Below are 14,209 nucleotides of genomic sequence, written 5' to 3'. Positions count from 1 at the left end.
ATTGAATCCCCATGCGGACGTGCCTAACGCGGCCTCGCGTAGCGACGGTACGCGAGCCACGCCAACGCGAGCAGCACGCCGACGATCGGGCCGACCACGGCGCCGGCCACCATGCCGGCGGCCGGCACGATCACGACCCCCCCGAGGGCGGCCATTTCGTGCGGAGCCGCCATCAGGAGCCAGAGCACCGCCAGCCCCAGCCCCGTGACGGGGCCCACGATGTATCCGATCCCCAGGCCGCTGAGCACGACCACGTACGCTCGCATGCGCGGCATGTGCGGCACCCTGTGTCCGGCGGACGCCGAGAATGTGGTGCGTGCGCCCGCGGGTCGCAACGCGCCGTTAGGCAGCGCCGAGGATCGTCCCGGCCTCTTGATCCATCGCCTCCCGTCCAGGTACTTTACGGCGTAAAGTACATCGGAGGCTCGTGGTGACGACGTGGCGTAGACGCATCCGCGGTGCGATCGGGATCGGCCTGACGTGGGCGGCGGCATGGTTCGCGGCGGGTATGATCCTGCTCGCCATCGTCGGCCTCGACGCCGCCGACGTCCCGTTCCCGCTCTTCTTCGGCTTCCTCGGCTTCCTCGCCGGCGCCACGTTCTCGGTCATACTCGGCCTCGTCGCGGGCCGGCGGCGATTCGACGAGCTGTCGCTGCCGAAGTTCGCCGGGTGGGGCGCGCTCGGCGGGCTGCTCCTCTCCGTGATCGTCGCGCTGGCCGCGGGCCCCGGCGGCGAGCTCCTCGTGGTGGGCCCCGTCTTCGCGCTCGCGGGCGCGATCTCCGCCACGGGCACGCTCGCGCTGGCGCGCAGGGCGGAGCGGCGGGAGCTGTTAGGCACCGGTCAGGCCGACGCGCTGGAGCTGCCCGGCGGCGAGCGCTGAGCGCAGCATCCCGCGCCGGCGCCCGCGAGCTGCACGGGCGGGCAGGGCGCGGAGCCGTACGAGCAGAACACGCAGCAGTCGCCCGCTCTCGGCCGGAGCACGACGCCGCAGCCGGTGCACGCGTGGAAGAACACGCACGCGTCCGTCGGCATGTCGAGCGATTCCTCGTGGCCGCACGCGGGGCAGCGGAGGAGCGAGGTGAGCACGGGCGCAGTCATGGGGTGCAATCTGCCGGTGGATGCCGCCCGCGCAAACTCGTGCGACGTTCGCGTGCGAGCGTCCGCCGCCGGACGGCGCATTCCGGAATCGGACAGCGCGCCGCGTCGCGCGACAGCCGCCCACGTGCCTAACTCCTTGCCGCCGAGCGAGATCCGCGCGTGACGCGTGGGGCACGGGAATTCCCTTGGGACTCGGCGTCGGCTCACTCGCTGTTCCTCTCGTTCCGCGAGGCCCGTCATGCACGCCGTGCTCCACGACCTGCGCTACGCCGCGCGTCTGCTGCGTCGCGCGCCGGGGTTCGCCGCAGTCGTCATCGCCACGCTCACCGTCGGCATCGGCGCGGTCACGGCGATCTTCACCGTCGTCAACGCGGTGCTGCTCCGACCGCTCCCGTTTCACGAGCCCGAACGCGTCGTGCAGGTCTGGTCGGGGAGCGGTGCACGTGCGCACGGTCCCACCTCGCCGGCGAACTTCCTCGACTGGCGCGCCGCCACGAGCGCGTTCGACGCCGTCGCGGCCGAGGACTTCCGCTGGGTGAATCTGCCGGCGGGCGCGATGGACGGGGCGCCGCCGCAGCGCCTGTACGCGGGGCTCGTGTCGCCGGCGTTCTTCCGCGCGGTGGGCGTGGGTCCCGTCGTGGGCCGCGGGTTCGCGCCCGACGAGGAGCGTACCGACGCGCGCGTCGCGGTCCTCGGCCACGCGGTGTGGGTCGGACGATTCGGCGGAGACCGCGGCGTCGTCGGCCGCACGATCACGCTCGACGGCGAGGCGTACCAGATCGTCGGCGTCATGCCGCGCGGCTTCGACTTCCCGGGGCCGCTCGTCGGCACGCCGGTGGAGCTGTGGCTCCCGCTCGCGTGGGCGCCCGGGCAGGCCGACCGCGGGATCCGGCGGCTCGGCATCACCGCGCGGCTGCGTCCGGGCGTGTCGCTCGCGCAGGCGCAGCGCGAGGTCGACGCGGTGGCCGCGCGCCTCGCCGCGCTCTACCCGCGCGTGAACGCCGACGTGCGCATCCGGCTCGTGCCGCTGCGCGAGGAGCTGGTGGGATCGAGCGAGCGCCCGCTGCTCGTGCTGTTGGGCGCCGTGGGGCTCGTGCTGCTCATCGCGTGCGCGAACGTCGCGAACCTGCTGCTCGCCCGCGCGCACGCCCGCGACCGCGAGGTGGCGCTGCGCGCGGCGCTCGGCGCGCGGCGACGGCGCATCGTGCGGCAGCTGCTCGCCGAGAGCGTGGTGCTCGCGCTGGCCGGCGGTGCGTTAGGCACCCTCGCGGCGACGTGGCTCACGAAGGCGCTCGTCGTGCTCGCGGCGGACGCGCTCCCGCGCGCGGCGGAGGTGAGCGTCGACGGCCGCGCGCTGCTCTTCGCGCTCGCCACCGCCGTCGTCACCGGGCTGCTGTTCGGCGCCGCGCCGGCGCTCCGCCTGAGCGGTGGATCGGCGGACGCCGCGCTGCGCCAGGGACGCACGCTCACCGCGGGGCCGCGGTGGCAGCGGCTGCGCGGCGCGCTCGTCGTCGCCGAGGTCGCGATGGCGCTCGTGCTGCTCGTCGGCGCGGGGCTGCTCGTGCGGAGCCTCGACCGGCTGCTGCGCGTCGATCCGGGGTTCGACCCGACGCACGTGCTGGCGGCGCGCGTCGACCTGCCGGAGCCGGCGTACGCGGCGCCCGAGCGGCAGACGCGCTTCGTGATCGATGCGCTCGACCGCCTCGCCGCCGCCGACGGCGCGACCGCGGCGGCGATCGACTACCTGCCGTTCTCGGGCGGCGACGCGTACCTCGACGTCACGATCGACGGACGTCCAGCGGCCACGCCCGCCGAGCAGCCGGCGGCGCACTACCGCGCGGTCGGCGGCGACTACTTCGCGGCGATGCGGATCCCGGTGCTCGCCGGGCGCGCGCTCGGTGCGGCCGATCGCGCCGGTGCGCCGCCGGTGGCCGTGGTGAACGCGGCGTTCGTGCGCGCGTACTGGCGCGGTGTCGATCCGCCGTCGGTGCTCGGACGGCGCGTGCGCGCCGGGAGCTCGGCGTCGGACGGGCCATGGCTCACGGTGGTGGGCGTCGTGGCCGACGTGAAGCACTGGGGGCTCGACGACCACGCGTCGCCGGAGCTCTACCGACCGCTGCTCCAGGCGCCGAGCGCACACGTCACGTTCGTGCTGCGCGGTCCCGACGCGGCGACGCAGGCGGCGTCCATGAAGCGCGCGCTCCGCGCCGTGGACCCCGATCAGCCGGTGACGATCGCGCCGCTGTCGTCGCTCGTGAGCGCGTCGACGATCGCGCAGCGGTTCCGGAGCGCGCTGCTCGGCGCGTTCGCCGCGGTGGCGCTCGTCCTCGCGCTCGGCGGCATCTACGGCGTCATCTCGTACGGCGTCGCGCGCCGCACGCGCGAGATCGGCGTCCGGATCGCGTTAGGCGCCCAGCGCGTGGAGGTCGTGGGGCTCGTGCTGCGCGAAGGGATGCGCCTCACCGCGCTCGGGCTCGCGCTCGGCGTGGTGAGCGCGCTGTGGCTCACGCGGCTGCTGCGCGGGATGTTGTTCGAGGTGACACCGACCGATGCGGCGACGTTCGCCGGCGTGTCGGTGCTGCTCGCCGCCGCGGCGCTCGCCGCGAACTACGTCCCGGCGCGTCGCGCGTCGCGCGTCGATCCGCTGGCGGCGATCCGGAGCGAGTAGCGGGCGCCCGGAGGCCCGCGGCCCGCGCTTGAATCCCGGCTCGCCGCTCCGTACTTTGCAGCGCAAAGGGCTTGACGCTCCACCTACCGAGCATCGGAGGCGATCATGGGCACGTGGCTGCGACGCCTGCGCGGTGCGATCGGGATGGGCGTCACGTGGGCGGTCCCGTGGAGCGCCGTGGGCATCGTGCCGCGGTTGGTGCTCGGCTACAACCCCGATGCCCCGTTCCCGATCATCCTCGGCGTGTTCGGCTTCCTCGCCGGGTTCATCTTCGCGGTGCTCCTCGCGCTGAGCGAGCGCCGCCGCCGGTTCGATCAGATGTCGCTGCCGCGCTTCGCGGCGTGGGGGGCCGTGGGTGGCCTGCTGCTGGCGGCGCTCTTCGCCAGGGCCGTGTCGTTCGGCTGGGGCGAGGTGCTGGTGATCGCCCCCACGTTCGCCGTCGCCTGCGCCGTGAGCGCGTCCGGCTCGCTCGCGCTCGCGCGGCGAGCGGAGCGGCGACAGCTGTCCGACGGCCGCGGGGAGACCGCCGAGCTGACGGGACCGCGTTAGGCCGACTTGCGGCGGCGCGGGCGCGCCGGCGCGGCGCCCTTCTTCGCCGCGGCCGCTCTGCCCTTCGCCGGCTTCTTCGCCAGGCTCGCCTGCAGCCGCGACATCAGGTCGAGCACGTCGGCATCGCCGGCCCGCTCGTCCTCGGCCGGCGCGACGATCTTCTTACCGGCCATCTTCGCCTTGATGACCTTCATCAGGCTGGCCCGGTACTCGTCGGTGTACTTCCCCGGGTCGAACGGCTCGGCGAGGTTCGCCACGAGCTGCTCGGCCATCGCGAGCTCCTGCGGGCGCACCAGATTCGCCGCGGGGAACGTGTACTCGTCGGCGTCCACCAGCTCGGTCGCGAAGCGCATGATCTCCAGCACGAGCGCGTCGCCGACCACCTTCACGCCGGCGAGGTGCTGCGTCTGCCGCATCACGATCTTGCCGATGCCGACGGCGCCCGCCTTGCGGACCGCCTCGCGCAGCAGCGCGTACGCCTTCTCGCCCCCTTTGCCGGGCACGAGATAGTACGGCGTCTCGAAGTAGCGCGGGTCGATCTCGGTGGCCTGCACGAAGTCGAGGATGTCGATGGTCTTCGACGACTCGAGCGCGATCGCCTTGAAGTCCTCGTCGGTGAGCACGACGTACTTGCCCTTCGCGTACTCGTAGCCCTTCACGATCTCGCGCCACGGCACCGGCTTGCCCGTCTTCCGCGAGACGCGCTCGAACTTCACGGGTGTGAGATCGGCCGCGTGGAGCAGCCGGAAGCTGACGTGGTCGGCGCGCACCGCGGGGCGCAGCTCGACCGGGATGTTCACGAGTCCGAAGGTGAGCGCGCCCTTCCAGATGGTGGCCATGCCGACTGTGAAAGCAAGCAAGATGCCCGCTCCGGGCGCGAGCGCCGGACGCGCGCCCTCAGCCGTAGAACTCCGCCAGCGCCTTGCCGAGCCGACCGGCGCGGAGCCGGGCGAGCGCCTTCTCCTTGAGCTGACGCACCCGCTCGCGGGAGACGCCGAGCCTGGCGCCGATCCGCTCGAGGTTCATCGGCTCGGTGCCGTCGAGACCGAAGTACAGGTTCAGGACGAGCGCCTCGCGCTCCTTCAGCGACGACAGGCTCTCCCGCACGAGGTCGGCGAGCGCCCGCTCGAGCGGAAGCTCGTCGGGGGCTGGCATGGCGACGTCGGCCAGGTGGTCCGCGAGTCGGGTGTCGTCGGGCCCGTGCGGCGTATCGAGCGACAGGGGAGTCCGGGCGACGGCCAGGGCGGCCGCCACGTCCGTCTCTCGCATCCCCAGATGCTCGGCGAGCTCGGCCGCCGAGGGCTCGCGACCCAGCTCCCGCCGCAGCGACCGGGCGCGCTTCGCGACGCGGTGGAACTCGAGGGCCTGGCTCATGGGCACGCGCGCGAGCTGGCCCTGCTCCGCCAGCGCCTGGAAGATGGCCTGGCGGATCCACCAGATGGCGTAGGACACGAACCTGATGCCGCGCGTCGGGTCGAACCGGTGCGCCGCGCGGATCAACCCGAGATTCCCCTCGTTGATCAGGTCCGCCAGCGCCACCCCGTAGTGCTGGTACTTCTTCGCGACGACGATCACGAAGCGCAGGTTGGCGAGGACGAGCCGGTCGAGCGCGTCCCGATCCCCCTCCTTCACGCGACGACCGAGCGCGATCTCCTCGTCGCGCGAGATCAGTGGGTACGCGGCGATGTCCCGGATGTACTGCTCGACGAGGGTCTCCCGCGCGGCGACGGCGCGATGCACCGTCCTTTCCGACCCGGCCGATCCGGTATGCTGCTCGTTCACGAGGCGTATCCCCATGCGCGGCCCTGGTTCTGGGATCTCGGTGCCCGCGCGACCAGCTCCGGTCGCATCGGCGAGCCTCGTGATACGCATGTTTACGGCCCGTGATCCGGGGTCGGGCTCGAAACGTATCTCCTTACATTGCCGTAGTTTAGGGAGCGCCCGTCGGCTCCGCGGGGAAAGCGGACAGCCAAGTGTCCTCCACCGAGCACGATCGGCCGACGCACCGTAAAGACACTCGCGGATCCATGAGCATCGACATCGCCACGTTGCGGCCGAAGCTCGAGGCGGCGCTCGGGGAGCAGCTCCAGCTCGGCGATCTGCTGGGGCAGGGAGGGTTCGCCGCGGTGTTCCGCGCGCACGATCCCTTCCTCGAGCGCGACGTGGCGATCAAGGTCCTCGACCCGTCGCTCGCCGTCGACGCCGCGCTCGAGGAGCAGTTCCTCCACGAAGCCCGGACGATCGCCGCGGCCGAGCATCCGCACATCGTGCCGCTGTACTCCGCGGAATCGCACGGCGGACTGCTGTACCTCGTCATGCGGCTCGTGCCCGGCCGCTCGCTCGCGGACCGGATCGCCGAGGGCAAGCTCCCGCCGGCGGAGGCGGCGCGGATCGCGCGAGAGTGCGCGGGCGCGCTGGCCGCCGCGCACGCCGTCGGCGTCGTGCACCGCGACATCAAGCCCGCGAACATCCTGCTCGATACGGCCGGCAACGCGAGCGTCTCCGACTTCGGGATCGCGCTCGTCACGTCGCGGCCGGCGCACGAGCTCCCCGGATCGACCACCGGCACGCCGCACTACATGAGCCCCGAGCAGTCGCTCGGCGAGCGCGTCGACGGACGCGCGGACGTCTACGCGCTGGGCGTCGTGCTCTACGAGATGCTCACGGGCACACCGCCGTACCCGGGGCGCAACGCGACGGAGGTCATCGCGAAGCACATCTCGGCGCCCATCCCCAGGCTGTCGGACCGCGAGCCCGAGACGCCGGCGGCGCTCGTCCGGCTGGTGGACCGCATGCTCGCCAAGGACCCGGCCGATCGGCCGACGGCCGCGGAGCTCGTGAACGAGCTCGCCGCGGCGAGCACGCCGGACGGGCTACTGACACCGTCGCAGGTGCGACGCCGGCGCTGGCGGCGACGCGGCATCTACCTGACGATCGCCGCGGTGAGCGCGGGCGCGGTGCTCGTCGTCGCCGTGCGCATCGCGGTGCAGGCGATGGCGTTCTTCGCGGGCCGGGGCGGCGGCGCCGATCCCGCGCTGCTCGAGTCGGGCGGCGCGGTGCCGGATTCGATCGTGCGCCTGGCGCGCGCGGCCGGGAGCGTGGGCGCGAACGAGCGCGTGGACCTCGTCTTCATCCAGGCCAACCACACGTTCGCCGACGCGCTGCTGCTCACCGACTCGTCGATCATCCGCGTGAGGCCCGGAGGCAGCATCCGCCGCTCGATCGAGGCGAGCGACGTAAACCTCCAGCCGCTCAAGCGCGGCCACTCGGCGGGCGGGCTCCTCATCGTGAAGCAGCGAGGGGCCGCGCCCGACACGTTCTACCAGGATCTCAGCACGCGCGAGGCGTTCCGGCTGGCCACCGAGTTCTCGACCTGGCAGCGTGCGAAGAGAGCGCGCCGTTAGGCCGGCCTCGCCGAGCCGCGGAGCGGCGCTGCCCTACTGTGAGGTCATCACCGAATAGTGATTGGCCACCAGCTGCCACCGCCCGGCCTTCATGACCCAGACACGCGTGAAACGATTCTCGCGCGGAACCGCCTTGCCCCTGTCCCGGCCGACCATCGTGGAGCGGCCGGTCTCCACCGCGGTACTTCCATACACGCGGACACGCACCTCGGCGGTGGTGATGGACTGGTACGTGAGAGCGTGTGACGTGAAGTCGGCGATGACGTCCGCCTTGCCGCGCACGACGCCGGTCGGTCCGATGCCGAGAAAGTCATCGGCATAGATCCGCCGGAGCGCGACGGTGTCGGCGGTGATCTGCGCGCGGATCCGTCGCTCGTCCTGCTGCCGGACCGCCTGCTCGGTGCTCGTCGCGGCGCGTGGCTGTACGGTCTGGGGCTGCGCGGTGGCGCCCGAGACGGTCGACAGCGCGAGCGCAGCGATCATCGGCGTTCGTTTCATCGGGACCTCCGATCGGGCCTGGATCCTGGGCTGCAGCGGGTAGGATGGTTGCCGCCGAACCGTCCGTGACCTCGCTTCAAGGTACGCCGAGTCCACGCGAGCGGGCGTCCACGCGACACGTCGCGGCGCGAAGGTCGAACAGAGGGAACACGGCCCGCGACCCCGTCAGCGATTCGTGAAGTCGAAGCCGCGCACGAGCGCGCCGCGCGCGGCCAGCGTGTCGATCCACGCGACGTCGTGCGCCGCGACGACGACGACGCCCGCCGCCTCGGCGTCGCGCAGCCAGCGAAGCTCCTTCGCGATGGCGTCGCGATCCTCGCCGCCGAAGCCCCGCGTGCTCGCCTCGGGTTTCTGCCGCTGCATCCTGACGTTCGCCATGTTCCACGCGACGTCGCCGACCAGCAGCAGCTCCCGACCGGACTGCAGACGGACGTACACCATCTGTGAGCCGGGCGTGTGGCCGGGGGCCTTGATGAGCACCACGCCCGGCGCGATCGGCATGATCGGGTCGTAGTCGACGACGAGATATCGCGCGGCCGTCGCCGAGTCGACGCGGATCTGCGGGAGGTTCGGGCGCTCCTGGAGGGTACGCACCTGCGCTCGCGTCAGCAGGGTGTGCGATTGTATCTGCGCCAGGTGGGGCGACTTCAGCGCGCCGCCCACATGATCGTGGTGCTCGTGGGTCACGACGACGAGTCGCGCGTCGCGCAGCGCCTCCTGAATCTGGCCGTAGGTCTCGTCGGAGAACGTCGCTCGCTTGCTCTCGGGAACGAGCGAGCGGTCCAGCGCGGCATCGACGACGGCCCACCCGCGCGGAAAGCGGATCTGGAACACGGAGTATGCGGCGCCGACGCTGTCGGGCGGGACGCCCTCGACGGCCGTCGACAGCACGTCGCGCCATGGGCCCAGCAGGAGGAACCGCACGGACGTCGGCGCATCGCCGACCGGGAGCGCGGCGGCGCGGCGGACCATGGGCAGGAGGTCGCTCGTGTAGTGGTCGGCCTGGGCGTTCAGCGCGTGCGGAGCGAGCAGCGCGACGGTGATGGCGGCGCGCAGCGCGACGGCCCGACACGGTCCGATCATGGGTGGGGATCGAGAGGGTGAGGTCGGACGTTCGCCTGGCGGGCGTAACGCTGGAGTTCAGCTGCGGAGCCGCGGGGTTGGGGCCATGAACGCGGTTGGGACGATGCGCGGCGTCGTCACCTGCAACGACTCGTTAGGCCGTCCCAGAAGTACCTCCCTCGTGCATCTCCATGTGCGCCTCACTCCGAAACATTCGAGCGGTCACCTTCCTCACCTTCTGCATGGGAAGCAGAAGTAGCAGGAAGAGCACAACCGCGAGCACCGCTATACCAGTGCCGCCACGGACGAGACCGAAGTGCGCGAGCAAAACTGCCGCGCCCACTGCTACCGACAAGTACGCGACGCTGACCGCTGACTCAAGCAGCCGGGCGCTCATTACGGCTCGCTGACGTTCTGCTCGGTGACTCGCTATCTGTTCTTTGAGCTCCTTGTTCTCATGCTCAAGACGCCTTGTCTGCGCTTTCAGCGCTGCGACCTCGTTTTGGAGTTCTGCCGTCGCATTGGCCGAGATTAGGGGGTGCTCGACCGAAAGCGCTCGCTTAATACGCTGCAAGAGATGCGTGTACTTGGTCGGCTTGGGTACATGATCGCACGCTCCCGCCCGCATCAGACGCACGACGTGCTCCGCTGACTTCTCGTGCGCCGAATGGACGATTACGCGGGTGTCGATCCGTCGACGCTTTAGCTGCGCAAGTACCTCATGGCCGTCGAGCGCGGGTAGCCTCACATCCAGAAGGACCAGGTCAGGATGTCGTTCTGTCGCGATCTCAAGCCCCTCGGCGCCGTCGTGAGCCACCAAGACGCCGTATCCTTCGTCCTGGAGCAAGGTCGCCGTTGCGACGGCGGCGTTCTCGTCATCCTCAATGATGAGGATGAGCTGGCTTTGGACTGTAGCCACGTCGGTATCCGTCAGAGACGCTGCTTGATCGCGACGCGGGACCGGATACTTCGGCGCATCCGGCAAGTCCGGCAACGATGTGATGGCGAAGAGGGCCCACACATCGTTGAGAAGCAAGCGGACTCAGCCTTCAGCTTCGGTTGGAATCTTCGTGGAGGCGGCCTAACGCCAGAGTTCCGCTGCGGAGCCGCAAGGTCGGATCTGTGCATGCGGCCGGAGCGAAGCGCGGCTCCGTCAGCTGCAACGACTCGTTGGGCAGCGGCTCGCCACGCGCGATTCGCTTGTCCTCAGCTCGCAGCTGGGTTCTGCAACTCCTCCGTGTACCCGGTGTACGTTCGCGGGGCTGGAAGGTCGATAGTCGCATCGCGCTCGTGCAGCCTAAACCCGTACACACCGATGTCGGCTCGTAGCCCGAGCTCGAGCTCCTCCGCGCGCTCGATCAACTCCTTGCGCACCCGCATCAGCTCGTCCGTGTCATCCGACTGCCACTTGGCAATGTACCGTCGGAGGAGAGCGCGAAACCCGTAGCAGCGGTTGCTGGTGTCCGGACCGAGTATGACTGCGTTTGCAGCATCCCAGTCTTCGATCCGCTGTGAGGTCGCCTCCAAGCCTTGAAGACTCGTCGTCTGAGCACGCATCTGTCGGGCGAGGATGCTGATCTCTGCGTACAATCCCGGGTACACGGCCAGCCGCCTCTCGATTAGCAACGCGAGCGCCGAAGCATGCGCCTGCAGGCGTGCCTTCGCCAAGTCGAGCCGCACGGCACGCCGGCTTGTGAACCATGCGACTAGCGCAGACACGACTGCGGACAGGATGGCAGGCATGAGGGCCACAAGCGGCTCGGCTGAGCGCGGACTCTGCATGGATCCGATTCTGGTTACGAGTTGCGTGTCTGCCCAACGCTGGAGTTCAGCTGCGGAGGCGCAGGGCTGGAGGGCTGCTGCTGGTCAGGAGGCCCGCGCGCCTCCGTCAGCTGCAACGATTCGTTAGGCCGCGGCGCGGTCGGCAGTCGGCGTGTAGCGGCACAGGCAGTACGTGAACGGCTGCGGGGCGCCCCACGGCGTATGATGGACCTCGCGGAGTTGCCGCAGCAGCGCGAAGTCCTCGCCGAACGCGCCGTGCAGCGCGGCGGCCGAGTAGCGCGCCACCGGCAGGCCGCTGCACCGCGCCGGGCCGTCCTCCGCGAACGTCGCGACGAGTACGAGCCCCCCCGGCCGGACGGCGCGGCGCACCTGCGCGACATACGCCGCGCGCTCCGCTGCCTCGGTGAGGAAGTGGAAGACCGCCCGGTCGTGCCAGACGTCGTACCGGCCAGGGGCCAGCGGCGCCGCGCACACGTCGGCGGCGAGCCACGCGACCTGCCCGGCGCCCTCGGCGCCGAGTCGCTCTCGCGCTCGCGCCAGCGCGCTCGGCGCGAGGTCGAGGACCGTGACGTCTCGGTAGCCGGCCGCGAGCAGCCCGTCGACGAGGGGCGAGGCACCACCGCCGACGTCGATCACCGCGGCCGTCCGGTCCGGCGCCATCTCCTGGATGCACGCCAGCGAGAGCGCCGCGTCGGACTGCTGCCAGCTCAGCTCCGTCAGATCCTTCGTGCGGTAGATGCCGTCCCAGTGGGCGTGCAGGTCCATCTCGGATGCTCCTCGTGGATAGTCGTAGCGGCCTAACGCCCGAGTTCAGCTGCGTGGCGGCCCATTCGGAGCCGTCGCGCGATGCGGAGGGCCGGGTCACCACGTCAGCTGCAACGATTCGTTAGGCCGCGGCCCGTTGGTGGCCGGCGTCCTACCGGTATTGTTCGGTCCCGCGGCGCGGGATCGCCGCCAGCGACGCGTCGGACCACGCCTCCAGCCACTCGACGAACTTCCCCAAGGTATCCTCCTCCGTCCCTCGCGTGAGGACGACGAGGGCGTCCATCGTGGGCCACGCCGCGTTCGTGATCGGGATCAGCCCCGCCCCATATACCGGCCACCCGACCGCCCGCGCCGCCGCCACGAGCGTGTCGAGCCGCCCCGCGTCCCCGTCGCGGTCCGGCCACTGGATGTGCACCGCAGGCCCGGCGGGCGGCTCGGCGTAGTCGTAGGCGCCGAGGGGCCGGTAGCGCGGCAGCGCATCCCACTCGCGCCAGTCCGGCGGCAAGTCGGGGAACACGTCCCGCCAGCCGGCGCCCGGCGGTAGGGTTCGCAATCGCGCGAGGAAGGGCTCGCGGGCGTCAGACGCCATCGCGAGACCCGGAAGCTCGGCGAGCGAGAGCCCGACGCGCGTGAGTTCGTGCTCCACCGCAGCGAGGTAGTCTGAATCGGTCACGTGCCCGTCAGATAGTGGACGTCGCGGCCTAACGCTAGAGTTGAGCTGCGAAGGCGCGAGCGTGATCTCGGCTGCCGGTGCGGAGAGTTGCGCGCCTTTGTCAGCTGCAACGACTCGTTAGGCGGCGCTCTTGCGGCGCCGTGCGGCGTCAGAGGAAGGCCGCGATTTCCGCGTGACGCTCCAGGGCCCGAAGTACCCGCCGGTGCAGCGCCGCGTCGGACGGCTCCGCCGGACTGGGGACCCCCACCAGCTCGGGCGCGCCGGTGGCAGACGCCTCCGGACCGGGCCCGACCACCACCTCATGCACGGCCACCACCTCCGGGCCGCCCTCGGGCGCATCGCGGACCAGGACGACCACCGTGCGCCCCTCCGCGGCGAACGGGAACTCCCGGCCGGCGACCCGTACGCGTCGGCGCTGCCTACTGTGGAGCACCTCCCGTGGACCGCCAGCATCGCTCGCCTCCTCCCACCCGGCGGGCAAGGACCGCGGCCCCGGGACGCGCGGCGGGGCGGCCGATCGCGCCGGTCCCTCTGGAGCCGGCGCCGCGGAGCGGTCCGTCGGCCCCTGCCGGACGACCACGGCGGTCACCCAAGGCTCGCCCTGGGGCCCCGTCTGGTGTGCGAAGAACGTGATCTCCCGGTCGGGCGTCTCGATCGAGCCGACACTGCTCATGTCTGCGATGTTCGGTGGATGGCGTGGAAGTCTACCGGTGGCCAAGCCGCCTAACGCTCAGGTTAAGCTGCGTGGGCGCGGGCCTGAAGCTTTCCCGTTCGAGGGACGTCGCGCGCCCACGTCAGCTGCAACGATTCGTTAGGCCACGGCTCCGCGCCGGTGGCTTGCGGCGCGTCCAATAGTATGATATATTGTCATACTCGGAGGTGCCAGATGCCCAAGCTCAAAGTCGCGGTGACCCTCGAGCGCCGCCTGCTCGACGAACTCGACGCGCTCGTCGACGCGCGCGAGTACCCCAACCGCAGCCAGGCGATCGAGGCCGCGCTGGCCGACGCCCTGGCGCGCCGCGCCCGGACCCGGCTCGCGGCCGAGTGCGCGAAGCTCGACCCTGCCGAGGAGCGCGCGCTGGCCGAGGAAGGCATGGGGGTCGAGGCGTGGCCGGAATACTGAGGGGCGAGATCCGGTGGGCCGACCTCGACCCCACCCGCGGCCACGGGCAGGCGGGCCAGCGGCCCGTCCTGATCCTCAGCGCCGACGTCTTCAACGAGCGCTCCGGCACCGTGATCGCCGTCGCGCTCACCAGCCAGGAGCCACGCGCGGGCTTCCCGCTCACCCTGGAGCTCACCGCGCGCGGGCTCCCCAAGCGGTCGTGGGTGAAGATCAGCCAGATCCGCACGCTGGCTGCCGAGCGGCTCGGCCGGCGGCTCGGGCGCGCGTCCGCCGAGGAGATGGCGCGCGTGATCGAGGGCCTCAACGAGATCATCGGCGGCTGAACGTCCCACGCGGGACGACGATGCCGGTCGTGGCCTAACGCGGGAGTTCAGCTGCGAGGGCGCGAGCGTGATCTATGCTGCCGCGAGGGGCACCGCGCACCCTCGTCAGCTGCAACAATTCGTTAGGCTGGCGGCTCGCGATCCCGGCCAGTTCGTCGGCGGGCGCGGAGCCAGACGAGCATGAAAATCGCCGGCGGCCCGAGGACGAGGGCCCCGAGCGTAGCAGCGGCCGGCCCGCTGACGAGCACTACGAAGTCGTGCGGC

17 protein-coding genes are annotated in these 14,209 nt (G+C 71.3%); 6 read left to right on the top strand and 11 right to left on the bottom strand.

What is annotated here, in order from left to right; genetic code table 11:
• Nucleotides 1-23 precede the first annotated feature (23 nt).
• Complete coding sequence (locus J421_RS03010) at nt 24-275, bottom strand: hypothetical protein (RefSeq protein ID WP_025409687.1); 252 nt, start codon at nt 273-275, stop codon at nt 24-26.
• Nucleotides 276-430: 155 nt separating this feature from the next.
• Here J421_RS03010 and J421_RS03005 point away from each other — a divergent pair, with 155 nt between their 5' ends.
• On the top strand, nt 431-880 hold the full coding sequence (locus J421_RS03005) for a hypothetical protein (RefSeq protein ID WP_025409686.1): 450 nt from the start codon (nt 431-433) through the stop codon (nt 878-880).
• Here J421_RS03005 and J421_RS03000 read toward each other — a convergent pair.
• Nucleotides 841-1,098, bottom strand: coding sequence for a GDCCVxC domain-containing (seleno)protein (locus J421_RS03000; protein WP_025409685.1), 258 nt, complete (start codon nt 1,096-1,098; stop codon nt 841-843). The two genes, J421_RS03005 and J421_RS03000, sit on opposite strands and share 40 nt — an antisense overlap.
• Before the next feature lie 238 nt (nt 1,099-1,336).
• Between J421_RS03000 and J421_RS02995 the strand changes: the two genes are divergently transcribed.
• Both J421_RS02995 and J421_RS02990 read left to right on the top strand, forming a co-directional pair.
• Nucleotides 1,337-3,766, top strand: a complete 2,430-nt coding sequence (locus tag J421_RS02995; RefSeq protein WP_025409684.1) for an ABC transporter permease — start codon at nt 1,337-1,339, stop codon at nt 3,764-3,766.
• A gap of 105 nt (nt 3,767-3,871) precedes the next feature.
• Nucleotides 3,872-4,315: a hypothetical protein gene (locus tag J421_RS02990; RefSeq protein WP_025409683.1), complete on the top strand. Its 444-nt coding sequence runs from the start codon at nt 3,872-3,874 to the stop codon at nt 4,313-4,315.
• Here J421_RS02990 and ku read toward each other — a convergent pair.
• Complete coding sequence (gene ku / locus J421_RS02985) at nt 4,312-5,154, bottom strand: non-homologous end joining protein Ku (RefSeq protein WP_025409682.1); 843 nt, start codon at nt 5,152-5,154, stop codon at nt 4,312-4,314. The genes J421_RS02990 and ku overlap by 4 nt on opposite strands.
• A gap of 58 nt (nt 5,155-5,212) precedes the next feature.
• Nucleotides 5,213-6,055: a sigma-70 family RNA polymerase sigma factor gene (locus tag J421_RS02980; protein ID WP_025409681.1), complete on the bottom strand. Its 843-nt coding sequence runs from the start codon at nt 6,053-6,055 to the stop codon at nt 5,213-5,215.
• A 287-nt stretch (nt 6,056-6,342) separates the two neighbouring features.
• On the opposite strand from J421_RS02980, the gene J421_RS02975 reads away from it, so the two are divergent.
• Entirely contained in the window at nt 6,343-7,719 is a 1,377-nt protein-coding gene (locus J421_RS02975) for a serine/threonine-protein kinase (RefSeq protein WP_025409680.1), read from the top strand.
• Nucleotides 7,720-7,752: 33 nt separating this feature from the next.
• Here the strand turns inward: J421_RS02975 and J421_RS02970 are convergent, their stop codons facing one another.
• The 7 genes from J421_RS02970 to J421_RS31960 form a co-directional block, all read right to left on the bottom strand.
• Nucleotides 7,753-8,217 (bottom strand): nuclear transport factor 2 family protein, encoded by a 465-nt coding sequence (locus tag J421_RS02970; RefSeq protein WP_104022181.1) that lies wholly within the window; start codon nt 8,215-8,217, stop codon nt 7,753-7,755.
• A gap of 165 nt (nt 8,218-8,382) precedes the next feature.
• A complete protein-coding gene (locus J421_RS02965) occupies nt 8,383-9,300 on the bottom strand; it encodes an MBL fold metallo-hydrolase (RefSeq protein WP_025409678.1) in 918 nt (305 codons plus the stop codon).
• 133 nt (nt 9,301-9,433) lie between these two features.
• The gene (locus tag J421_RS02960; RefSeq protein ID WP_104022180.1) at nt 9,434-10,315 is read right to left on the bottom strand and encodes a response regulator; all 882 of its coding nucleotides are present in this window, start codon (nt 10,313-10,315) and stop codon (nt 9,434-9,436) included.
• Nucleotides 10,316-10,485: 170 nt separating this feature from the next.
• Nucleotides 10,486-11,022, bottom strand: coding sequence for a hypothetical protein (locus J421_RS02955; protein ID WP_148306130.1), 537 nt, complete (start codon nt 11,020-11,022; stop codon nt 10,486-10,488).
• A 162-nt stretch (nt 11,023-11,184) separates the two neighbouring features.
• The gene (locus J421_RS02950) at nt 11,185-11,826 is read right to left on the bottom strand and encodes a class I SAM-dependent methyltransferase (protein ID WP_025409675.1); all 642 of its coding nucleotides are present in this window, start codon (nt 11,824-11,826) and stop codon (nt 11,185-11,187) included.
• Between the two features lie 151 nt (nt 11,827-11,977).
• Nucleotides 11,978-12,499: a hypothetical protein gene (locus J421_RS02945; protein WP_025409674.1), complete on the bottom strand. Its 522-nt coding sequence runs from the start codon at nt 12,497-12,499 to the stop codon at nt 11,978-11,980.
• Nucleotides 12,500-12,647: 148 nt separating this feature from the next.
• Nucleotides 12,648-12,857: a hypothetical protein gene (locus J421_RS31960; protein ID WP_148306129.1), complete on the bottom strand. Its 210-nt coding sequence runs from the start codon at nt 12,855-12,857 to the stop codon at nt 12,648-12,650.
• 528 nt (nt 12,858-13,385) lie between these two features.
• Here J421_RS31960 and J421_RS02935 point away from each other — a divergent pair.
• Both J421_RS02935 and J421_RS02930 read left to right on the top strand, forming a co-directional pair.
• The gene (locus tag J421_RS02935) at nt 13,386-13,622 is read left to right on the top strand and encodes a ribbon-helix-helix domain-containing protein (RefSeq protein WP_025409672.1); all 237 of its coding nucleotides are present in this window, start codon (nt 13,386-13,388) and stop codon (nt 13,620-13,622) included.
• A complete protein-coding gene (locus J421_RS02930; protein ID WP_025409671.1) occupies nt 13,607-13,945 on the top strand; it encodes a type II toxin-antitoxin system PemK/MazF family toxin in 339 nt (112 codons plus the stop codon). The genes J421_RS02935 and J421_RS02930 overlap by 16 nt, the downstream gene beginning before the upstream one ends.
• Nucleotides 13,946-14,209 lie beyond the last annotated feature (264 nt).

The organism is Gemmatirosa kalamazoonensis, assembly GCF_000522985.1.
GTDB lineage: Bacteria > Gemmatimonadota > Gemmatimonadetes > Gemmatimonadales > Gemmatimonadaceae > Gemmatirosa > Gemmatirosa kalamazoonensis.
The sequence above is the reverse complement of the archived record's forward strand: the minus strand, read 5'-3'. Positions and strand labels throughout refer to the sequence as shown.